Consider the following 20,856-nt stretch of genomic DNA (forward strand, 5'->3'; position numbering starts at 1 on the left):
GCACCATCAGAAATCCCAACGCGTGGTCAGTTGCAGGCTGCGCGGTTCGCCATAGAAGCCGGTGCCGAAGTTGCCGAGCCCGGTGTAGTAGGTTTTGTCGAACAGGTTCTTGATGTTGAGCGTGGTGCTCAGGTGCTCGTTGAAGCGATAGCGCGCCATCGCATCGACCAGGTAGTAACTGTCCTGAGTGATGCGCACGTTCTCGCCAGCATCGGGTTGGAACACGTTGCCGAAAAACTCGCTCTGCCAACTGACGCCGCCGCCCAGCGTCAGGTTCTGCCAGTGGCCGGGCAGTCGATAGCTGCTGAATAGCCGGATCAATTGCTTCGGTGCGGTGGTTTGCAGGATCGAGGCGTACACCGGGTTGCCGTGGGCATCGCGGGTATGGTTGTAGGCGTAGCCGGCGGAGAGGTTCCAGCCGTCGGCCACCTCGCCCGCCAGTTCGAATTCAAAACCTTTGGTGGTCGCGCCTTGCACGGCGCGGTACACGGCCTCGTTGTCGAAGCCGCTGACCTGTTCGGCGACGTTGTCTTGCTCGATGCGAAACACGGCGAAACTCGCATTCAGCCGACCGTCGAAATACTCGGCCTTGATGCCCGCTTCATAGCTGTCGCACTGCACCGGGTCGAGGACCTGGCGCGAGGCGTCTTTGCTGAGCTGCGGTTGATAGATGCGCGTGTAACTGGTGTACAGCGAATAGGTGTCGTCGAGGTCGTAGACCATGCCCGCGTACGGCGTGACCACACCGGTCTGGCGGTAGCCGTCGCGCACATCCGCTGTGGCCGGATCGCGGTAGTCGAGGTGGTCGCTGGCGGTGAAATCGCTGACCCGTCCGCCAAGGATCAACGCCAGATCGTCGCTGGCCTTGAAGCGCGTTGAAAAGTACGCGCCGGTCTGGCGCTGAACGATGGCGTCCGTGCCGATCTGCGGGATGTCGGGCTTGGGATATTCGCCACGCCAGTCAAAAATGCTGCCATTGAGCGGCGGGTAGACCGAGCCGTAAACCGGGTTGTCCTGTCGGGTGTTCATCGACATGAAACCGATAAGCAGTTGATGTTCGCGACCGAACAGGCTGAACGCCCCGCCGAGGTTGATATCGACGTTGTCCTGCACCTCATCGCCCTTGAATTTGCCCATGTACAGAAACATGCCGTCGCCGGTTGCCGGGTCCGGATTGCCGCCGCTGGCCGAGCCGAGGAGGGTGTCGTGCTCGCGGTGTTTGCGGTCGTAGCTGAGTTTCAGCGTCCAGTCGTTTTGCAGTTGGTGGGCGAGGGCGGCGAACAGCGTCTGATTGATGAAATCGCGGCGGCTCCAGTCGGTGGCCGGGTTGAACGAGCGCGAGAAATGGGTCCGTGAACCGTCGCTGAAAAACATCGGGAACCCGGTCCAGCTCGCACCGCGCGAGCGGGTGTTCTGCTGGTCAAAACCGAGGGTCAGCAGCGTGTCCGGGGTCAGGTCGGCTTCGACGATGCCATAGGCAATGTCCTTGGTGTTTTGGTAGTGATCGGCGTGAGCGCTGCGCTGCTGATGGACGCCGACAAAGCGTGCGCGCACGTTGCCGCTGGCAGACAACGGGCCGGCAATATCGGTTTCAGTGCGCACGTTACCCCACGAACCGAGGCTGCCACTCAGCGCCGCCTGGAACACTGGCGTCGGGCGCTTACGGATCAGATTGACCGTGGCCGACGGATCCCCCGAGCCGGTCATCAGGCCGGTGGCGCCCTTGATGATTTCGACGCGGTCGAAGGTCGCCATGTCGGTGCTGGTGGTGCCGTAATCGTAGACCCCGTCGTAGTCGGTATTGACGCCGTCGTACTGGAAATTGCTGATCGGCGCGCCCCGACTGGAAAACTCCCAGCGCTCACTGTCGTAGTTCTGCACGCTGATGCCCGGCGCGCGACGCAGGACGTCGGCAATCGCGGTGGCGCCCTGGTCGTCGAGTTGCTGGCGGGTGATCACCGTGACCGATTGCGGGGTTTCGCGCAGGGACAGCGGCAGGCCGGTGGCCGATGACGATTGGCCGGTGGTGTAGGCGTGGCTGCCTTCGGTGATGGCGCCAAGCGGCTTGCCGGAAATCGTCGTGGCGTCCAGTTGCACGGGGCTTGCGGTATCGCTGATACGCAGGACAAAACCGCCGCCGTTTTGCTGCTGCGCTTGCAGGCCGCTGCCATCGAGGAGGATTTGCAAGGCTTGCCGCACGCTGTAATCGCCGTTGAGGCCGGGGCTGCGCTTGTCGGCGGCGAGATCGTTATGGCCGGCGAGGAACACGCCGCTCTGCTCGGCAAAACGGTTGAGCGCCGTGACTAGTTGGCCGGCGGCGATGGAGTAGTGATGCCTTGGCGCTTGATCGACAGCGGGCGCCGCCAGCGCCATCGACACGCACGCCCCCGGCAAGGCAGATGCCAGGGCCAGGGCGAAACGGCTGCGGGCGAGGGTGGAGCGCAACATGAAGTTCCCGGGGCGATCAACGAAAAGAGGGGCTGCTGAGGGGCAACCGAACGAACCGGCAAAAAGGGAACCGTGCGCCGAAAAAATCACACGCTCGGCCCGACGCTGACCCACCAGTTGAAGGTTTTATCGACACGAATGGGCAGCGCCGCTTCCAACAAACGCAGGGCTTGATCGGTATCCTTGAGCGGGAACGAGCCCATCACCGGCAGACTCGCCACGACCGGATCGCAGTGCAGATGCCCCGGGCGATAACGGCTCAATTCTTCAATCAACTCGCCCAGCGGCAGGTTGTCCGCCAGCAACAGGCCCTGACGCCAGGCCTCGCGGGACGGGCTGGCCGGAGCTGTGTTGCCCAGGCGCTCGATGCTGAAGGCCAGTTGTTGGCCGGCCTGCACAACCAGGCTTGCGCCTTGCTGGTTACGCACCTCGACCGCGCCCTGATAGACATTGAGCAAGGTATTGCGCTCGTTCTGGCGCACGCTGAACCGCGTGCCCAGTGCGCGCATCCGGCCGTGCGCGGTATCGACCAGAAAGGCGCGGCCCAGCTCCTTGGCGGTGTCGATCAGCACTTCACCGGCATGCAATTGCAACAGGCGTTGCGTGGCGTCAAATCGCACATTCACGGCGCTCAGGGCGTTGAGCCAGATGCGGCTGCCGTCGCTGAGGGTGGCCTCGCGGGTTTCTCCGGTGCCGGTCGACAGATCCGCGCTGAGGCGTTCGACCATCGGCGTACTGCGCCACGCGGCCCAACCGGTCAGCCCGGTTGCCGCGAGAATCAACAGCCCTTTGAGCGACTGTCGACGGCTGATCGAGGTGCGTGTGCTGGTGCGCAGGGTGTGGCTGATAGCGTGGGCCTCGTTATCGCCCTGCAACGGCGCAAAGCGCTGGCCGACGCGTTCGACATAACGCCAGGCAGCCTGATGCTCAGGGCTTTGCGCCAGCCACGCCTGCCAGCTCAGGCGCTCGTGCTCGGCGACGTGGTCGTCATGCAATTGCACGTACCACTGCGCCGCTTGCTCAAGGCTGGTGTGGCTGAGCTTGTTCACCGGGCTATTCAATCAGCAGACCATCGAGTTCGGCTTCGAGCATGGCGCAATGCATCATCGCCTGAGCCAGGTATTTCTTGATCATCCGCTCGCTGACGCCGAGCTGTTCGGCGATCAGTTTGTAGGGCATGCCATGCAGCTGCGCGAGGATGAACGCATCGCTGACCCGCTGTGGCAGACGCTGCAACATGGCGTCCACTTCGTGCAGGGTTTCGACGATGATCGCCTGTTGCTCGGGCGAGGGCTGCAAGTCCGCTGGGCGACTGGCCAGGGTTTCCAGCCAGGTCTGCTCCAGTTGCCGACGTCGCCAGTGATCGACGCACAGGCCCCGGGCAATGGTCGCCAGATAGGAGCGTTCGTGAACTTCGCCATTGAAGGTTTGCGGGCGCTTGAGCACGCGGATGAAGGTGTCGTGCGCCAGGTCCGCCGCATCCATCGCGTTGCTAAGGCGCCGACGCAATAGCTCATGCAGCCAGCGGTGATGGCTGAGGTAGAGATTCTGCACGAGAGAGGCGTCGGCGACCGTCATCAGAGCAAGCGTCCAGAGCGACCGTTACGGGTCTAAATAAGAATGGGTCGCGATTAAAGCAAAAGGACGGATGGTGTGCAAATGATATTGGTTTGCTTTTGGGTGGTTGGGATGACGGGCGTGGAGTTGTGTAGTCTTAATGACAATTCAGTGAGTCAAAATGACTTTTATTGATCTGGGTCAAATTGACTCTTTTTTTCGCAAGTAGCTGATTTTATGGGGGAGGAAATCTGGCACAAGAATTGAAACGGCTTCTGTACCTACTCAGGAGTACCGCGCTATGTTCACCTTCTTCGAAAGTCCGCTGAACGTTCTGCACCTGTCGAGCAAAGTGCTCGTCGCTGGCCTGATTGTCTTGCTGGCGGGTATTTACGGCGCTTATCTGTATCAAGGCAACATGCCGATCGCGCTGCTGGTGGCCATGCACGCCATGACCATCCTCGGCCCGACCTTGCTGAAAATCGGCTACGTCATGCGCCTGCTGGCGCAGTATCAGACCCGCCGCACACTCGCCATCCACTGAATTCCTGTGGGAGCTGGCTTGCCAGCGATGAGGGCAGCAGCCCCGACATCCAGGTTGCCTGATCCAATGCCATCGCTGGCAAGCCAGCTCCCACAAGTGCGCGGCGTATGCAAGACCATGTCTCGACGATGATTCCTGCATCATCTGCGTTCAGCGATCATCAGCAACGACTGCGGCACCGGGCTCTGCGGGTGCTGGGGTTCTTGCAGTCCGATCAAACGGAAACCCGCCATGTCGAGCGCATTAAGCCAACTTGACAAGGTGCGGAAATACCACGGCATCGGCTGCCACTGGCCCTTGAAGCCGGCGAAATTTTCCTCGCGCCAACTATCCTGATAATCACCCGCCGCCACCGCCCACGGGTGCAGCGTCTGAATCACCAGCGCGCCTCCGGGCACCAGCAACGCATTCATCGCGGTGAGCAACGGGATGATGTCTTGATGCAGCAGCGAGAAGTTGGCGCAGATCAGGTCGTAGTCGCGTCCGATGTCCACCGTCGCCTCGACCAACGCCTCATAAGTGGCGACATGCACCGCCGAAGCTCCGGCGGAACGCGCTGCCTCGATCAGCGTCGCATCGCCATCCACGCCTGTCGCGTCGATGCCGCGATCTGCCAACGCCCGCAACAACCAGCCTTCGCCGCAACCAAGGTCAAGCACGCGTGCTGGTTGTCGGCCCATGATCGCCAGCAGAATCGCCTGGTCGGTGACCTGCTGACGGCTTTCAATCGCGCCGCTGCGGATCACCTCGATCCAGGCGTGGGCGTTGTCGTGCCAGCTCTGCAAAAGGGTGGATTCGGGGGAGGGCATGCCGTGGTCCGATGCGGTTTGAAAAAATCAGTATGGACGCCGGATTGAAGATCGCCATGCAGGACGTGCCAGCCCTGCATGGCGATCCGTCTGGCAACGACTACGGCAGTCGTAGCTTATCCAGTAATCGATTGACCAACAGCTCGTTCAACATGATCACCTGTTGCAGCGCCAGCAACGGTTTGCGCTCCGGGCCACCTACGGAGTTGGCGATATTGCCGGCCATGGCGTGGGCGTATGAAAGCGATTCACAGGCCTCGACCAGCAGGGTTTCGTCATCCAGCGTGGGGTCGACGAGATAGACGGGGCGAAACTTGGGCGATGCTGGCGGAGCTCCCAGGTCTTCGGGCTTGAGGTAGTAGTCGAGTGCGCGATCAGTCGCTTCTTTGACCTTTTGCGGGTCAAGCGCGGGGTCGTGGGGGATTGGATCGGTGGGCGGTGGGTTTGGCGTGATTTTGAACATAGATAAAGCTCCAATTTAAAAAATGGGAGCCATCACCCTCGCTACCAAACGGCGGGTGGCGGCCATGCGCAGGTTGGTAGACCGGTTAAATTGGGAAACCCGGCGCTCACAGAGGAGCCCCACGCATGCCCACCATACAAAGCTGTACCTCAAAAAAGAGACAGCATCGAAGGTGTCGCAACAACGACAATTTAAAGCGGGCTACCAAACCCGATCACTGTTTTTCAGTGACAGGGAAACGATATAGCCCGGCCCATAGCCGTGTAAGCCGGCGGATTCTGGCGCACGCGTAGGTAACGGCGCAAGGTGTTGTAGGGAGGATGGCGTAACGGTTTGTGTGCTTTAAACGCGATCACGGCTTTGTGTTTATTGATGAAATACTGGATGGCGGGAGCTTTGGGTTCTGGGGTGTGTCAGTGGGAATCCCCCTCACCCCAGCCCTCTCCCCCAAAGGGGGCGAGGGGGAAAGGGAGCCGATCTCCATGTACTCCAGAACCTGATTTCAACTCGATATTTCAGGTCGGCGTATTTCGAGCATCCAGCTCGGTCAGTTCTCTCTCCCTCTGGGAGAGGGTTAGGGTGAGGGCTGTCGTCTGGATGATCGGTAATTTCAAATTCTGAAGTGGAGGTGAGACATGAGTCGATTGACTGGTGGTTGCCTATGCGGCGACGTCCGTTTCGAAGTGGCAGGTCAGCCCTATCGCGTCGGCATTTGCCACTGTCTCGACTGCCGCAAACGCCACGGCGCGCTGTTCGGCACCTCGGCAATATTCCCCGAAGATGCGTTGAAGGTCACCGGCGAAACCCGCGACTATAACGGGCGCTTTTTCTGCCCGCGCTGCGGCTCTCCGGTGTTCACGCGTTCGGCGGATGAAGTCGAGGTCAACGTCGGTTCACTCGATCAACCCAATCAGTTCAAGCCTACTTACGAACTCTGGACCATCCGCCGCGAGTCATGGCTGTCGGCGCTGCCATTGGCTCACCATTACGAGCGTGATCGTGAAAGTTCAGGGCGCACAGAGGAATAATGGAGCCCTTGTGGTAACCGAGATGGATGTCATCTCACAACACCTGTGGGAGCTGGCTTGCCAGCGATAGCAATCTGTCAGACACATCAACGTTGGGTGTGCTGCCGTCATCGCTGGCAAGCCAGCTCCCACAGGGGACTGTGCATAAAGATTACAAATATCAGCTGCGAATGAAGGCCAACAGATCAGCGTTGATGGTCTCGGCCTCCGTCGTCGGCATACCGTGCGGGAACCCCGGATACGACTTCAACGTGCCATTGGGCAGCAGTTTCGCCGACAAAGGCCCCGAGTTCGCATACGGCACAATCTGATCATCCTCGCCGTGCATTACCAACACCGGCACGGTGACCTTCTTCAAGTCTTCGGTGAAATCGGTCTGCGAAAACGCGACGATCCCGTCGTAATGCGCCTTGGCCCCGCCGATCATGCCTTGGCGCCACCAGTTGGCAATGATCCCTTCCGAAGACTTGGCGCCCGGCCGGTTGTACCCGTAAAAAGGCCCGCTCGGAATATCCCGATAAAACTGCGCCCGATTGGCCGCCAACTGCGCTTGAAAACCATCGAACACCGACTTCGGCAACCCACCCGGATTGCTTTCGGTCTGCACCATCAGCGGCGGCACGGCACTGATGAGCACGCCTTTGGCAACGTTGTCCTGTCCATGCCGGGCGATGTAATGGATGACTTCACCGCCGCCAGTGGAGTGGCCGACATGCACGACGTTCTTCACGCCCAGGTGATTGACCACCGCCAACGCATCATCGGCGTAGTGATCCATATCGTGGCCGTCCCAGACCTGGCTCGATCGCCCATGCCCACGGCGATCATGGGCAATGACCCGAAAGCCCTTGCCGAGAAAGAACAGCATCTGCGCATCCCAGTCATCCGAACTCAGTGGCCAGCCGTGGTGAAAATGAATCACCGGGGCGTCTTTCGGGCCCCAGTCTTTGTAAAAGATGTCGACGCCGTCTTGGGTGGTGACAAATCCCATGCTCGCTACTCCTGACCAATGTGATGGGTAACCCGCGCAGTGTTCGCGGACCGGTTTCGCTCATGCAGCGTGGCTGGCTCGGTGAGAGCCGTTATCAACTGTAGGATTAAAGTCGACATCTGCATGACCGGTGGTCGCAACGTCTGGCTTCAAACGCAAATTACGCTTAGCTGAAAGGGATAAGCCGAGGCGCGCGCAGGCTGTTGTGGCCGCAGCGACGCCCCTTCAGAACACCGTGAGTCTGAGGAAATTCCCCGATGCTGACCTTGAATATCAATGGAAAGGATCAGGAGCTCGATGTCCCCGCGGACATGCCGTTGCTCTGGGTCCTGCGCGATGTCGCGCACCTGACCGGTACCAAATTCGGCTGTGGCATGGCCCAGTGCGGCGCCTGCACGGTGCATGTTGACGGGGCGCCGTTGCGCGCCTGTATCACCCCGGCCACCGCCGTCGCCCACGGGCAGAAAATCCTCACCATCGAAGGCTTGTCGACAGACGGTTCGCACCCGGTGCAGCAAGCCTGGGCCGAACTCGACGTGGTGCAGTGCGGTTACTGCCAGTCGGGGCAGATCATGTCGGCCGCCGCGCTATTGGCGAAAATCCCCAAGCCCACTGACAGCGATATCGATCAGGCGCTCTCCGGCAATATCTGCCGCTGCGGCACTTATCCAAGAATTCGCGCAGCCGTGAAGCGTGCGTCCGAAATTGGCTGATGGGGGATAGACGATGAACAGTCCTGTATCGCGTCGCGGTTTTCTCAAGGGCAGCGCTGTGTTGGGCGGTGGGTTGGTGGTGGCGTTTGTCGTCCCCGGCGGTCACAAATTTGCCTTTGCGGCAGAGAACGAGGGCAAGGTTTTTGCGCCGAATGCCTTCCTGCGGATTGCCGCTGATAACAGCGTCACGGTGCTGCTCGGCCATTCGGAGATGGGCCAGGGCATCTGGACCGGCCTGACCATGTTGATTGCTGAAGAACTGGACGCCGACTGGTCGAAAATTCGCGTCGAACACTCGCCCGCATCCGCGGCCGATTACGGCATGCCCGGGTTTGGCGGCATGCAGATTACCGGCGGTTCGACGTCAACCTGGATGGAGTTTGATCGCTATCGACTGGCGGGCGCGACTGCGCGGCAGATGCTGGTGGAAGCGGCGGCCAAGCGTTTCGACGTGGCGCCCTCGACGATTCGCACCGAATCGGGCGTGGTGATTGCTGGCGACAAGCGTGCGACCTACGGCGAGCTGGCGGACGCCGCTGGGCAACTGCCTGTGCCGGATCCGAAGTCGATCACCTTCAAGGAAGCCAAGGACTGGAAAATCATCGGTAAACCGACCAAGCGCCTCGACACCCCGGAGAAAATCACCGGCCGCGCCAAGTTCGGCATGGACGTGCAATTCGAGGGCTTGATGACGGCCATGGTCGCCCGTGCGCCCGTGTTCGGGGCGACGGTCAAATCCTTTGAAGGCGCCGAAGCACTGGCGGTGCCCGGCGTACACAAAGTGCTGCAGGTGCCGACCGGTGTGGCGGTGATTGCTGATCACTACTGGGCAGCAAAACTCGGCCGTGATGCGCTGAAAGTCGATTGGGATCTGGGGCCGAATGCGGAGCTAAGCAGTGAAAAACTACTGGAAAGCTTTCGCAAACTGGCCACCTCGCAAGGTACTTCGGCCAGCCAGGCCGGGGATGCAAAAGGCAACTTCAGCAAAGCGGCGAAGAAGATCGACGTTGAGTACAGCGTGCCGTTTCTGGCACATGCACCGATGGAACCGCTCAATTGCACGGTGAAGATCAGCGCCGAGAAATGCGAAATCTGGACCGGCACGCAGTTTCAGACGCTGGATCAAATGGTCGCCGGCAAAATCACCGGGCTCAAGCCTGAACAGGTCGAGATTCACACCGAATTCCTCGGCGGCGGTTTTGGCCGCCGCGCCAACCCGACTTCGGACTTTGTCGCCGAAGCCGTGCAAGTGGCGAAAGCCGCGGCGATGCCGGTGAAAACCGTGTGGTCGCGTGAGGACGACATTCGCGGCGGTTATTACCGCTCGATGTTTCTGCATCAGGCGCGTATCGGACTCGGTACCGATGGCATGCCGCAGAGTTGGCAGCATGTGCTGGTCGGCCAATCGATCATGACCGGCACGCTGATGGAAGCGACCATGGTCAAGAACGGCATCGACCCGACGTCGGTCGAAGGCGTTGCCGACAGCCCTTACGTCAAGGGTCTGGCCCATCATCAGGTCGATCTGCATTCGCCGCAGACCGGGATCAACGTGCTGTGGCTGCGTTCCGTGGGGCATAGCCACACGGCATTCGTCATGGAATCGCTGATCGATGAAATGGCCACGGCGGCGGGCAAGGACCCGGTCGAATACCGACGAACACTGCTCAAGGAACACCCGCGGCATTTGGCTGTTTTGAATCTGGCAGTGGAGAAGGCCAACTGGACAGCGCCGCTGCCGGACGGACACGCGCTCGGTGTGGCGGTGCATGAATCATTCGGCAGTTATGTCGCGCAGGTCGCGGAGGTATCCCAGGACAATCTGGCGATCCGCGTGCACCGTGTGGTGTGCGCGGTGGATTGCGGGATTGCGGTCAACCCGCAAAGCATCGCCGCGCAGATGGAGTCGTGCATCACCTTCGGCCTGGGCATGGCGCTGCACAGCAAGCTGACGCTCAAGGACGGCATGGTCAAGCAGTCCAACTATCACGATTATCAGGTGCTGCGGCTCAACGAGATGCCGGTGGTCGAAGTGCACATCGTACCGAGCAGCGACAAACCCGGCGGCATCGGCGAGGCCGGTGTACCGCCGACGGCTCCAGCGGTGGCCAACGCGGTGTACGCCCTGACCGGGCAACGCCTGCGCGAACTGCCACTGCAACTGTCGGGGGTGTGAGATGAAACGACATCTGCTGTTGGGCGCGGTAGTTTTGCTGGGGCTGGGCGGCTATGCCTCGGACCTGTTCGCCGATGATCAGCAAGCCTTGAAGGCTTTCGGCACGATTCAAAAAGTCTTCCAGAGTCCGCGTTGCCAGAATTGCCACATTCCCGGGGATTCGCCGCTGCAGTTTGACGCCGGCATCCCCCACGCGATGAACGTGGTGCGCGGCATGGACGGCAAGGGCGCCGCCGGTTTGCCTTGCGCCACCTGTCACGCCGAGAGCAACCCGCCCGCCAGTTACGGGCCCCATGCGCCACCAGGCGCGCCGCACTGGAGCCTGCCGCCGGCCGCGCACAAAATGGCCTGGATCGGCCTGCCGCCAGACAAACTCTGCGCGATGATCAAGGATCGTTCCAGCAATGGCGACCGCGATTTTGCCGCGCTGCTCAAACACGTCAGCGAGGACAAGCTGGTGCTGTGGGGCTGGAACCCCGGGGCAGGGCGCGCGCCGGTGCCGGTACCGCACGATATATTCGTGAACCAGTTCAAGCTCTGGGCCGATGCGGGCGGGCCATGTCCGGTGGCGGGCAGTTGATGGGGTGAGCCATTGCCCATTTAGCGCTACTCTAAAGGCCATTGATGCCAATGGAGTGTGTGATGCTGGTTCCCGGAAAACCCGCCAATGAAGCAGCGCGAATCCAAGTGCTGCACGGTCTCGACCTTCTCGACTCGGCGCCTGAAGAGCGTTTCGACCGGCTGACACGGCTGGCCAGACGCCTGTTCAACGTGCCGATCGCCCTGGTGACGCTGGTGGACAAGGATCGCCAGTGGTTCAAGTCCTGTGTGGGGCTCAACGCCACGGAAACCTCGCGAGACGTTTCCTTCTGTGGTCACGCGATCCTCAATGACGACCTGCTGCTGGTGCGCGATGCCCGCGAGGACGAACGCTTTCACGACAATCCGCTGGTCACTGGCGAGCCGAACATTCGTTTCTATGCCGGCTACCCGCTGACCGTGCCCAATGGCAACAAGATGGGCACGTTGTGCCTGATCGACACCAAACCCCGTGACCTCGACGAAGAAGAGCGCGCACTGCTGCGGGATCTGGCCGAGATGGCCGAGCAAGAGCTGACGGCTGTGCAAATGGCGAGCATGGACGAGCTGACGTTGCTGTCCAACCGTCGCGGCTTCAAGCAGTTGGCCCAGCATGCGCTGGACGCCTGTGCGCGACTGGAGAAACCGGCGACGTTGCTGTTTTTTGACTTGAATGATTTCAAACAGATCAACGACCTCTACGGCCATGCCGAAGGTGACAGCGCGTTGAAAACCTTCGCCGACGTATTGCGCATCGCCTTTCGCGAAAGCGACGTGGTCGGGCGCCTCGGTGGTGATGAATTCGTCGCACTTCTGACCGGTTCCAGCCATATCGAAACCACCGCAATCATGGCGCGACTCAAGGAAATCCTTGAAGAGCGCAATGCTACGTTGCACCGCGGTTATGCGATTCGCTTCAGCGTGGGTCAGATCGAATACGACCCAAAACGCCACGAAAGCGTCGACCGCTTGCTGGCGGATGCGGATGGCGCGATGTATGCGCACAAGCAGGCCCTGAAGCGTATCTAGCCAGGACGCCATCGCTGGCAAGCCAGCTCCCACAGGTTTCTCGGGTGTTCACAAAGTCCCGGTTCACTGCAGATTCCTGTGGGAGCTGGCTTGCCAGCGATGGCGTCTGCCCGTTCAACTTGCATTGACTGACCCACCGCTATCGCGAGCAGGCTCACTCCTACAGGGGGATTTGGGGCGTGGCGGGAATTGTGGGCGCACAAAAAACCCGCCTGAGAGGCGGGTTTTTTTTTGGCTAACCGAAGATCACTCTTCGATGTTGCCCATGGCGGTGGTGTTGAAACCGCCGTCGACGTACATGATTTCACCGCTGATGCCCGACGCCAGGTCGGAGCACAGGAAGGCGCCGGCGTTGCCGACTTCGTCGATGGTGACGTTGCGACGCAGCGGGGTTTGCGCTTCGTTGGCAGCCAGCATCTTGCGGAAGTTCTTGATGCCGGAAGCGGCCAGGGTACGGATCGGGCCAGCCGATACGCAGTTGACGCGGGTGCCGTCCGGGCCCAGGGAGCCGGCCAGGTAACGGACGCCAGCTTCCAGCGAAGCCTTGGCCATGCCCATCACGTTGTAGTTAGGCATGGTGCGCTCGGCGCCCAGGTACGACAGGGTCAGCAGGCTGCCGTTGCGGCCTTTCATCATTTCGCGGCCGGCTTTGGCCAGGGCCACGAAGCTGTAGGCGCTGATGTCGTGAGCGATGCGGAAACCGTCACGGGTGGTGGCTTCGGTGAAGTCGCCGTCCAGTTGGTCGCCCGGGGCGAAGCCAACGGAGTGGACGATGCAGTCCAGGCCGTCCCACTTCTTGCTCAGCGCTTCGAAGACCTTGGCGATTTCTTCATCGCTGGCCACGTCGCACGGGAAGCACAGCTCAGGGCTCGAACCCCAGCCTTGGGCGAATTCTTCAACACGACCTTTCAGTTTGTCGTTCTGATAAGTGAAGGCAAGCTCAGCGCCCTCGCGATGCATGGCGGCAGCGATGCCGGATGCGATGGACAGCTTGCTGGCGACACCGACGATCAGTACGCGCTTACCGGCGAGAAAACCCATGTGTTGCTCCTCTTTCAGGTTATTGCGCAGTGGCTGGTGCCAAAAAAGCGGCTTCCAGCAACTGCTGTGTATACGGATGTTGGGGGGCGGCAAAGATTTCTTGCGCGTCTCCCTGTTCGACCACTTGGCCATGCTTGACCACCATCAACTGGTGGCTCAGCGCTTTAACAACAGCCAGATCATGGCTGATGAACAAATACGTCAGGTTGTACTTGGCTTGCAGTGAACGCAACAGCTCCACCACTTGCCGCTGCACCGTCCGGTCGAGCGCGGATGTCGGCTCGTCCAGCAGGATCAGCGCCGGTTTCAGCACCAGGGCCCGGGCAATGGCGATTCGTTGCCGCTGCCCACCGGAAAATTCGTGGGGGTAGCGGTGCCGGGTTTCCGGATCCAGACCTACCTCCTTCAATGCCGCAATGATCGCCGCTTCCTGTTCGGCGGCGGTGCCCATCTTGTGAATCCGCAGGCCTTCGCCAACGATGTCACTGACGCACATACGCGGGCTCAGGCTGCCAAACGGGTCCTGAAACACCACCTGCATTTCCCGACGCAACGGGCGAACCTCGTTCTGCGTCAGGCAGTCTAGCTGCTTGCCTTCAAAACGAATGGCGCCTTTGCTGCCGATCAGCCGCAAAATCGCCAGACCCAGCGTGGATTTGCCGGAACCGCTTTCCCCCACAATCCCCAGAGTCTGACCCTGAGGCAGGCTGAAATTGATGCCGTCCACTGCCTTGACGTAATCCACCGTGCGCTTGAGCAGGCCTTTCTTGATCGGGAACCAGACTTTCAGGTTCTCGACTTCGAGCAGCGGCGCGCCGATTTTATTGCTCGCCGGGCCTCCGCTGGGCTCCGCGCCGAGCAATTCCCGAGTGTACGGATGCTGCGGCGAACGGAACAGCTCTGCGCACGATGCCTGTTCGACGATGCAACCGCGCTGCATGACACATACGCGATGCGCAATTCTTCGCACCAGGTTCAAATCGTGACTGATCAGTAGCAGCGACATGCCCAATCTGGCCTGTAATTCCTTGAGCAAATCGAGGATTTTCAGCTGAACGGTCACGTCCAGAGCCGTGGTCGGTTCGTCGGCAATCAGTAGCTCCGGCTCGTTCGCCAGGGCCATGGCGATCATTACGCGCTGACGCTGACCGCCGGACAATTCGTGGGGCAGGGCCTTGAGGCGCTTGTGAGGCTCGGGGATGCCGACCATCTCCAGCAGCTCCAGCGTGCGCTTGGTCGCGACTTTGCCGGTCAGGCCCTTGTGGATGCCGAGGACTTCGTTGATCTGCTTCTCGATGGAATGCAGCGGGTTCAGCGACGTCATCGGCTCCTGAAAGATCATCGCAATGCGGTTGCCGCGAATGTGACGGATGGTTTTTTCGCTCAGCCCCAGCAGGTTTTGCCCGGCATAGTTGATGCTGCCAGCCGGATGACGCGCCATCGGGTAGGGCAGCAGGCGCAGGATCGAGTGTGCCGTCACCGATTTGCCCGAGCCGGATTCGCCGACCAGCGCCAGGGTTTCGCCGCGCTTGATGTCGAAGCTCACGCCTTCCACGACCCGGTGCACACGCTCGCCAAAACCGAATTCGACGGCGAGGTCGCGTACTTCGATCAGATTGTCCTGATTCATTTCACTTCCTCGGGTCGAAGGCATCGCGAGCGGACTCGCCGATAAACACCAGCAAACTCAACATCAGCGCCAGCACGGCAAACGCGCTCATACCCAGCCACGGTGCTTGCAGGTTGGACTTGCCCTGCGCGACCAGTTCACCCAGCGACGGACTGCCGGCCGGCAAGCCGAAACCAAGGAAGTCCAGCGCGGTGAGGGTGCCGATGGCGCCGGTGAGGATGAACGGCATGAACGTCATGGTCGAGACCATGGCGTTGGGCAGGATGTGGCGGAACATGATCGCACCGTTCTGCATGCCCAGCGCCCGGGCTGCGCGCACGTATTCGAGGTTGCGGCCACGGAGGAACTCGGCGCGCACCACATCGACCAGGCTCATCCACGAAAACAGCAGCATGATCCCCAGCAGCCACCAGAAATTCGGCTGGACGAAACTGGCGAGAATGATTAGCAGGTACAGCACCGGCAGCCCCGACCAGATCTCCAGAAAACGCTGCCCGGCCAGATCGACCCAGCCGCCATAGAAACCCTGCAAGGCCCCGGCGATCACGCCAATGATCGAACTCAACACGGTCAGCGTCAGGGCAAACAGCACCGAAATACGGAAACCGTAAATTACCCGCGCCAGCACATCACGACCCTGATCGTCAGTGCCGAGCAGGTTGTCCGCCGAGGGCGGAGCCGGCGCCGGGACTTTCAGGTCGTAGTTGATGCTCTGGTAGCTGTAGGGAATCGGCGCCCACAACACCCACGCATCCTTGGCCTTGAGCAGTTCGCGGATGTACGGGCTCTTGTAGTTGGCTTCCAGCGGGAATTCGCCGCCGAAGGCGGTTTCCGGGTAGCGCTTGATCGCCGGGAAATACCAGTTGTTGTCGTAGTGCACCACCAGCGGCTTGTCGTTGGCGATCAGTTCGGCGCCCAGGCTCAGCCCGAACAGCACCAGAAACAGCCACAGCGACCACCAGCCACGCTTGTTGGCCTTGAACAGTTCGAAGCGGCGGCGGTTGAGAGGGGACAGGTTCATCTCAATGCTCCCGGCTTTCGAAGTCGATACGCGGATCGACCAGGGTGTAGGTGAGGTCGCCGATCAGTTTCACCACCAGCCCCAGCAGGGTGAAGATGAACAGGGTGCCAAACACCACCGGGTAATCGCGGTTGATCGCCGCTTCGAAACTCATAAGGCCGAGGCCGTCGAGGGAGAAGATCACCTCGACCAGCAACGAGCCGGTGAAGAAAATGCCGATGAACGCCGACGGGAATCCGGCGATCACCAACAGCATGGCGTTGCGGAACACATGGCCGTAAAGCACACGATGACGGGTCAGCCCCTTGGCCTTGGCGGTGACCACGTATTGCTTGTTGATCTCGTCGAGAAAGCTGTTTTTGGTCAGCAGGGTCATGGTCGCGAAGTTGCCGATCACCAGGGCCGTCACCGGCAACGCCAAGTGCCAGAAGTAGTCAAGGATCTTGCCGCCCAGGCTCAGTTCATCGAAGTTGTTCGAGGTCAGCCCGCGTAAAGGGAACCAGTCCAGATAACTGCCGCCGGCAAACACCACGATCAGCAGGATCGCAAAGAGGAACGCGGGGATCGCGTAGCCGACGATGATTGCCGAACTGGTCCAGACGTCGAAGTGACTGCCGTGCCGCGTGGCCTTGGCGATCCCCAGCGGGATCGACACCAGGTACATGATCAGCGTGCTCCACAGTCCCAGCGAGATCGACACCGGCATTTTTTCCTTGATCAGGTCGATGACCTTGGCGTCGCGGAAGAAGCTGTCGCCGAAATCCAGCGAGGCGTAGTTTTTGACCATGATCCACAGGCGTTCCGGGGCCGATTTGTCGAACCCGTACATGTGCTCGATTTCCTTGATCAGCGCCGGGTCCAGCCCTTGCGCGCCGCGATAGGACGAGCCGGCCACCGACACCTCGGCACCACCGCCGGCAATACGGCTGGTGGCGCCCTCGAAGCCTTCAAGTTTGGCGATCATCTGCTCCACCGGTCCACCGGGCGCGGCCTGGATGATCACAAAGTTGATCAGCAAAATGCCGAACAAGGTCGGGATGATCAGCAACAGTCGTCGAAAAATGTACGCCAGCATCTGATTACTCCGTGCCCACAGGTTCGGCTTGCAGTTGGTTTTGCACTTCTACCGCAGGTTTCGCATCGGGTTTTACCCACCAGGTGTTAATGCCGATGTCGTACTTGGGGGAAACTTTGGGGTGGCCGATGTGGTTCCAGTACGCCACGCGCCACGTCTTGATGTGCCAGTTGGGAACCACGTAATAGCCCCACTGCAACACGCGATCCAGCGCCCGGGCGTGGGCCACCAGATTTTTGCGTGAATCGGAGTTGATCAGGTTCTCGACCAGTTGATCGACGATCGGATCCTTCAAACCCATGGTGTTGCGGCTGCTCGGCTTGTCGGCGGCGGCGCTCATCCAGTACTCGCGCTGCTCGTTGCCCGGCGAGTTGGACTGCGGGAAGCTGCCGACCACCATGTCGAAGTCCCGCGAGCGCACACGGTTGATGTACTGCGAGACGTCGACGCGTCGGATCACCAGATCGATGCCGAGGTCGCTGAGGTTGCGTTTGAACGGCAGCAACACGCGTTCGAATTCGGTCTGCGCCAGCAGGAACTCGATGACCACCGGTTTGCCCGTGGCGTCGACCATTTTGTCGTCGACGATCTTCCAGCCGGCTTCTTGCAGCAACTGATAGGCCTCGCGCTGTTGGGTGCGGATCATGCCGCTGGCGTCGGTTTTCGGATTCTCGAAGGCTTCGCTGAACACTTGCGCCGGCAGCTTGCTGCGGAACGGCTCGAGGATCGCCCGTTGATCGGCATCAGGCAGGCCGGTGGCGGCCATTTCCGAGTTCTCGAAATAGCTGCGGGTGCGGTAGTAGGCACCGTTGAACAGTTGTTTGTTGGTCCATTCGAAGTCGAACAGCAGACCGAGCGCCTGACGCACGCGTGCATCCTGAAAAACCGGGCGCCGCAGGTTGAAGACGAAGCCCTGCATGCCGGTCGGATTGCTGTTGGCGATCTGTTCCTTGATCAAGCGACCTTCGGTGACCGCCGGGATGTTGTAGGCGTTGGCCCAGTTCTTCGCGGTCATTTCCAGCCAGTAATCGAACTGGCCGGCCTTCAGCGCTTCGAGGGCGACGGTGTTGTCGCGGTAGTAATCGGTAGTCATCACGTCGAAATTGTAAAAGCCGCGATTGACCGGCAGGTCCTTACCCCAGTAGTCCTTGACCCGTTCGTAACGCACCGAACGGCCAGCCTTCACTTCGGCGACCTTGTACGGGCCACTGCCGAGCGGAATTTCCAGATTACCTTTGCTGAAATCGCGATCGGCCCACCAGTGTTTCGGCAGCACGGGTAACTGGCCGAGGATCAGCGGCAATTCGCGGTTATTGGTGTGCTTGAACTTGAACAGCACCTTGAGCGGGTCTTCGGCGATGACTTCGGCGACATCGCTGTAGTAACCACGAAACAGCGGCGAACCTTCTTTGGTCAGGGTGTTGAAACTGAACACCACGTCCTCGGCGCGTACCGGGTGACCGTCGTGGAAGTGCGCTTCGGGGCGCAGGTAGAAACGCACCCAGCTGTTGTCCGGGGCTTTTTCGATCTGGCGGGCGATCAGGCCGTACTCGGTGAACGGCTCATCGAGGCTATGCTTGGTCAGGGTGTCGTAGATCTGCCCGACGTCATCGGCCGGCACACCTTTGCTGATGAACGGGTTGAGACTATCGAACCCGCCGAAACCGGCCTGACGGAAGACTCCGCCCTTGGGCGCATCGGCGTTCACGTAATCGAATTGCTTGAAATCGGCCGGGTATTTCGGCGGCTCGTTGTACAGGGTCACGGCGTGCTGCGGGGCGGCGAAGGCCAGCCCTGCGAACAACAGACCGCTGGCCTGCACGAGCAGGGCGCGGATGGGGCTCATTGATCTTTCTCCGAAGATTTCAGCCACCACGCGCTCAAGCCCAGGGTATAGGGCGGCGTGGTGACGAAGGCCAACCGGTTGCGGTAGGCCAGACGGTGATAATTGAGGTACCAGTTGGGAATGCTGTAGTGCTGCCAGAGCAGTACGCGATCGAGCGCCTTGCCGGCGGCGACCTGTTCATCGCGGGTTTGCGCGGCGAGCAATTGTTCGAGCAGGTGATCGATCACAGGATTGGCGATGCCCGCGTAATTCTTGCTGCCCTTGACCCCGACCTGGCTGGAGTGGAAGTACTGCCATTGCTCCAGGCCCGGGCTGAGAGTCTGGTTGAGCGTCATCAGGATCATGTCGAAGCCGAACTGATCGAGGCGTTGTTTGTACTGGGCACGATCCACCGTGCGCAGGCGTGCATCGATGCCGATGCTGTTGAGGTTTTCAATGTACGGCTGGAGGATCCGCTCAAGGTTCGGATTGACCAGCAGCAGCTCGAAACTCAACGGCTGGCCGTTGGCGTTTTGCAGGCGCTGGCCGTTGAGCTTCCAGCCGGCCTCGGCGAGCAGGGCCAGGGCTTTGCGCATGGTTTCCCGAGGAATGCCGCGACCGTCGGTTTGCGGCAGGGTGAACGGCTCGGTGAACAGCTTGGCCGGCAGTTGTTCCTTGTACGGCTTGAGCATCAGCCATTCATGCCCGACCGGCAGCCCCGTCGCGGAAAACTCGCTGTTGGGGTAATAGCTGGTGGTGCGCTTGTAGGCGTCGCTGAACAGTGCGCGGTTGGTCCATTCGAAGTCGAACATCAGGCCCAACGCTTCGCGGGTCTTCACATCGGAAAACGTTGCGCGGCGGGTGTTCATGAACAGGCCTTGGCTCTGGGTCGGGATCTGATGCGGGATCTGCGCTTTGATTACGTCGCCACGGCGTATCGCCGGGAAGTTGTAGCCGTTGGCCCAGTTCTTGGCCTGATGCTCGATGTAGATGTCGAACTCGCCGGCCTTGAAGGCTTCGAAGGCGACGTCGCTGTCACGGTAGAACTCGACTTCCATGCGATCGAAGTTGTATTTGCCGCGATTGACCGGCAAGTCCTTGCCCCAGTAATCCTTGACCCGTTCGAAGATCAACTGCCGACCCGGTGTCACCGAGGTGATGCGATACGGCCCGCTGCCCAGTGGCGGCTCAAAAGTGGTCGCTTTGAAATCGCGGTCTTTCCAGTAATGCTGCGGCAGCACCGGCAACTCACCGAGACGCAGAATCAACAGCGGATTGCCCGAGCGTTTCATCACGAAGCGAATGCGCTGCTTGTTGAGGATGTCCACCCGCAGCACTTCCTGCAGGGCCGTGCGGTACAGCGGATGACCGTCCTTGAGCAGCGTTCGGTAGGAGAAGGCGACGTCGTAGGCGGTGATGGGTGTGCCGTCGTGAAAGCGGGCTTCGGGGCGCAGATTGAAGACGACCCAGCTGCGGTCCTCGCTGTACTCCACCGATTGCGCGATCAAGCCATAACTGGACGCCGGTTCATCACCGGACGGCGAGTATTGGCCGGTGCCGACCATCAGCGGCTCGTTCAGCTCGTTGATGCCGTACTGGAGGAAATTTGGCGTGGTCACCGGGCTGGTGCCCTTGAAAGTGTAAGGGTTCACCGTATCGAAGGTGCCGAACGCCATCACCCGCAACGTACCGCCCTTGGGCGCTTGCGGGTTGACCCAGTCGAAGTGGGTAAATCTGGCCGGGTACTTGAGCGTGCCGAACTGCGCATAACCGTGACTTTCGGTAATCGTCGCGCTTGCGGTTGAGCTCAAGGCCAGGCTGATCAGGAGCAGGAGGAGGGGACGCTTCAAGTCAGATCCGATCCAGGCGGCTTGGGCTTAGTGGGCCGTACAGTAACAGCTTGTCTGGACAGGAAAAAGATCGGGGG

18 protein-coding genes are annotated in these 20,856 nt (G+C 60.4%); 6 read left to right on the plus strand and 12 right to left on the minus strand.

Features of this window, described 5'->3' with window-relative positions:
- Window positions 1-6 precede the first annotated feature (6 nt).
- The 3 genes from KI231_RS12225 to KI231_RS12235 all read right to left on the minus strand — a co-directional run bounded on the left by KI231_RS12225 (window position 7) and on the right by KI231_RS12235 (window position 4,026).
- Window positions 7-2,448: a TonB-dependent siderophore receptor gene (locus tag KI231_RS12225; RefSeq protein ID WP_213028391.1), complete on the minus strand. Its 2,442-nt coding sequence runs from the start codon at window positions 2,446-2,448 to the stop codon at window positions 7-9.
- 86 nt (window positions 2,449-2,534) lie between these two features.
- Window positions 2,535-3,497, minus strand: coding sequence for a FecR domain-containing protein (locus KI231_RS12230; protein WP_249412122.1), 963 nt, complete (start codon window positions 3,495-3,497; stop codon window positions 2,535-2,537).
- Window positions 3,498-3,501: 4 nt separating this feature from the next.
- On the minus strand, window positions 3,502-4,026 hold the full coding sequence (locus KI231_RS12235; RefSeq protein WP_103303488.1) for a sigma-70 family RNA polymerase sigma factor: 525 nt from the start codon (window positions 4,024-4,026) through the stop codon (window positions 3,502-3,504).
- 280 nt (window positions 4,027-4,306) lie between these two features.
- On the opposite strand from KI231_RS12235, the gene KI231_RS12240 reads away from it, so the two are divergent.
- Complete coding sequence (locus tag KI231_RS12240; protein WP_213028393.1) at window positions 4,307-4,549, plus strand: transmembrane sensor/regulator PpyR; 243 nt, start codon at window positions 4,307-4,309, stop codon at window positions 4,547-4,549.
- A 140-nt stretch (window positions 4,550-4,689) separates the two neighbouring features.
- Here the strand turns inward: KI231_RS12240 and KI231_RS12245 are convergent, their stop codons facing one another.
- Together KI231_RS12245 and KI231_RS12250 are read right to left on the minus strand one after the other, a co-directional pair.
- Window positions 4,690-5,358, minus strand: a complete 669-nt coding sequence (locus KI231_RS12245; RefSeq protein ID WP_213028394.1) for a class I SAM-dependent methyltransferase — start codon at window positions 5,356-5,358, stop codon at window positions 4,690-4,692.
- A gap of 100 nt (window positions 5,359-5,458) precedes the next feature.
- Complete coding sequence (locus KI231_RS12250) at window positions 5,459-5,821, minus strand: DUF6124 family protein (RefSeq protein ID WP_213028395.1); 363 nt, start codon at window positions 5,819-5,821, stop codon at window positions 5,459-5,461.
- 635 nt (window positions 5,822-6,456) lie between these two features.
- Here KI231_RS12250 and KI231_RS12255 point away from each other — a divergent pair.
- Window positions 6,457-6,849 carry a GFA family protein gene (locus KI231_RS12255; protein WP_213028396.1) on the plus strand — a complete coding sequence of 131 codons (393 nt, stop codon included), beginning with the start codon at window positions 6,457-6,459 and terminating at the stop codon, window positions 6,847-6,849.
- Between the two features lie 160 nt (window positions 6,850-7,009).
- On the opposite strand, the gene KI231_RS12260 is transcribed toward KI231_RS12255, so the two are convergent.
- Window positions 7,010-7,840: an alpha/beta fold hydrolase gene (locus tag KI231_RS12260; protein ID WP_213028397.1), complete on the minus strand. Its 831-nt coding sequence runs from the start codon at window positions 7,838-7,840 to the stop codon at window positions 7,010-7,012.
- 257 nt (window positions 7,841-8,097) lie between these two features.
- On the opposite strand from KI231_RS12260, the gene KI231_RS12265 reads away from it, so the two are divergent.
- The 4 genes from KI231_RS12265 (at window position 8,098) to KI231_RS12280 (ending at window position 12,337) form a co-directional block, all read left to right on the plus strand.
- Window positions 8,098-8,553: a (2Fe-2S)-binding protein gene (locus KI231_RS12265; RefSeq protein ID WP_003224136.1), complete on the plus strand. Its 456-nt coding sequence runs from the start codon at window positions 8,098-8,100 to the stop codon at window positions 8,551-8,553.
- A gap of 13 nt (window positions 8,554-8,566) precedes the next feature.
- Window positions 8,567-10,729 (plus strand): xanthine dehydrogenase family protein molybdopterin-binding subunit, encoded by a 2,163-nt coding sequence (locus tag KI231_RS12270; protein ID WP_213028398.1) that lies wholly within the window; start codon window positions 8,567-8,569, stop codon window positions 10,727-10,729.
- Between the two features lies 1 nt (window position 10,730).
- Window positions 10,731-11,309: a hypothetical protein gene (locus tag KI231_RS12275; RefSeq protein ID WP_213028399.1), complete on the plus strand. Its 579-nt coding sequence runs from the start codon at window positions 10,731-10,733 to the stop codon at window positions 11,307-11,309.
- A 62-nt stretch (window positions 11,310-11,371) separates the two neighbouring features.
- On the plus strand, window positions 11,372-12,337 hold the full coding sequence (locus KI231_RS12280) for a GGDEF domain-containing protein (protein ID WP_103303497.1): 966 nt from the start codon (window positions 11,372-11,374) through the stop codon (window positions 12,335-12,337).
- Between the two features lie 246 nt (window positions 12,338-12,583).
- Here the strand turns inward: KI231_RS12280 and fabI are convergent, their stop codons facing one another.
- From fabI to KI231_RS12310, 6 genes are read right to left on the minus strand one after another with little or no spacing between them, the layout of a single operon-like run.
- Complete coding sequence (gene fabI / locus KI231_RS12285; RefSeq protein ID WP_007910591.1) at window positions 12,584-13,378, minus strand: enoyl-ACP reductase FabI; 795 nt, start codon at window positions 13,376-13,378, stop codon at window positions 12,584-12,586.
- Window positions 13,379-13,397: 19 nt separating this feature from the next.
- The gene (locus KI231_RS12290; RefSeq protein ID WP_213028400.1) at window positions 13,398-15,008 is read right to left on the minus strand and encodes an ABC transporter ATP-binding protein; all 1,611 of its coding nucleotides are present in this window, start codon (window positions 15,006-15,008) and stop codon (window positions 13,398-13,400) included.
- A gap of 1 nt (window position 15,009) precedes the next feature.
- Window positions 15,010-16,029: an ABC transporter permease gene (locus KI231_RS12295; protein WP_095047909.1), complete on the minus strand. Its 1,020-nt coding sequence runs from the start codon at window positions 16,027-16,029 to the stop codon at window positions 15,010-15,012.
- 1 nt (window position 16,030) lies between these two features.
- The gene (locus KI231_RS12300) at window positions 16,031-17,104 is read right to left on the minus strand and encodes a microcin C ABC transporter permease YejB (protein ID WP_095190979.1); all 1,074 of its coding nucleotides are present in this window, start codon (window positions 17,102-17,104) and stop codon (window positions 16,031-16,033) included.
- A 4-nt stretch (window positions 17,105-17,108) separates the two neighbouring features.
- A complete protein-coding gene (locus KI231_RS12305) occupies window positions 17,109-18,950 on the minus strand; it encodes an extracellular solute-binding protein (RefSeq protein WP_213028401.1) in 1,842 nt (613 codons plus the stop codon).
- Window positions 18,947-20,779, minus strand: a complete 1,833-nt coding sequence (locus KI231_RS12310; RefSeq protein ID WP_213028402.1) for an extracellular solute-binding protein — start codon at window positions 20,777-20,779, stop codon at window positions 18,947-18,949. Before KI231_RS12310 ends, KI231_RS12305 begins: the two co-directional genes overlap by 4 nt.
- Window positions 20,780-20,856: the final 77 nt, after the last annotated feature.

This window comes from Pseudomonas sp. Seg1, from assembly GCF_018326005.1.
In the GTDB taxonomy this organism is placed as follows: Bacteria; Pseudomonadota; Gammaproteobacteria; order Pseudomonadales; family Pseudomonadaceae; genus Aquipseudomonas.

Excerpts from the sequence above, each read along its gene's own strand:
- KI231_RS12240 (WP_213028393.1), top strand. The coding sequence starts at position 4,307 with ATGTTCACCTTCTTCGAAAGTCCGCTGAACGTTCTGCACCTGTCGAGC.
- KI231_RS12235 (WP_103303488.1), bottom strand. The coding sequence starts at position 4,026 with ATGACGGTCGCCGACGCCTCTCTCGTGCAGAATCTCTACCTCAGCCAT.
- KI231_RS12265 (WP_003224136.1), top strand. The coding sequence starts at position 8,098 with ATGCTGACCTTGAATATCAATGGAAAGGATCAGGAGCTCGATGTCCCC.
- KI231_RS12275 (WP_213028399.1), top strand. The coding sequence starts at position 10,731 with ATGAAACGACATCTGCTGTTGGGCGCGGTAGTTTTGCTGGGGCTGGGC.
- KI231_RS12250 (WP_213028395.1), bottom strand. The coding sequence starts at position 5,821 with ATGTTCAAAATCACGCCAAACCCACCGCCCACCGATCCAATCCCCCAC.
- fabI (WP_007910591.1), bottom strand. The coding sequence starts at position 13,378 with ATGGGTTTTCTCGCCGGTAAGCGCGTACTGATCGTCGGTGTCGCCAGC.
- KI231_RS12225 (WP_213028391.1), bottom strand. The coding sequence starts at position 2,448 with ATGTTGCGCTCCACCCTCGCCCGCAGCCGTTTCGCCCTGGCCCTGGCA.
- KI231_RS12280 (WP_103303497.1), top strand. The coding sequence starts at position 11,372 with ATGCTGGTTCCCGGAAAACCCGCCAATGAAGCAGCGCGAATCCAAGTG.
- KI231_RS12260 (WP_213028397.1), bottom strand. The coding sequence starts at position 7,840 with ATGGGATTTGTCACCACCCAAGACGGCGTCGACATCTTTTACAAAGAC.
- KI231_RS12270 (WP_213028398.1), top strand. The coding sequence starts at position 8,567 with ATGAACAGTCCTGTATCGCGTCGCGGTTTTCTCAAGGGCAGCGCTGTG.
- KI231_RS12305 (WP_213028401.1), bottom strand. The coding sequence starts at position 18,950 with ATGAGCCCCATCCGCGCCCTGCTCGTGCAGGCCAGCGGTCTGTTGTTC.
- KI231_RS12255 (WP_213028396.1), top strand. The coding sequence starts at position 6,457 with ATGAGTCGATTGACTGGTGGTTGCCTATGCGGCGACGTCCGTTTCGAA.
- KI231_RS12295 (WP_095047909.1), bottom strand. The coding sequence starts at position 16,029 with ATGAACCTGTCCCCTCTCAACCGCCGCCGCTTCGAACTGTTCAAGGCC.
- KI231_RS12300 (WP_095190979.1), bottom strand. The coding sequence starts at position 17,104 with ATGCTGGCGTACATTTTTCGACGACTGTTGCTGATCATCCCGACCTTG.
- KI231_RS12245 (WP_213028394.1), bottom strand. The coding sequence starts at position 5,358 with ATGCCCTCCCCCGAATCCACCCTTTTGCAGAGCTGGCACGACAACGCC.
- KI231_RS12290 (WP_213028400.1), bottom strand. The coding sequence starts at position 15,008 with ATGAATCAGGACAATCTGATCGAAGTACGCGACCTCGCCGTCGAATTC.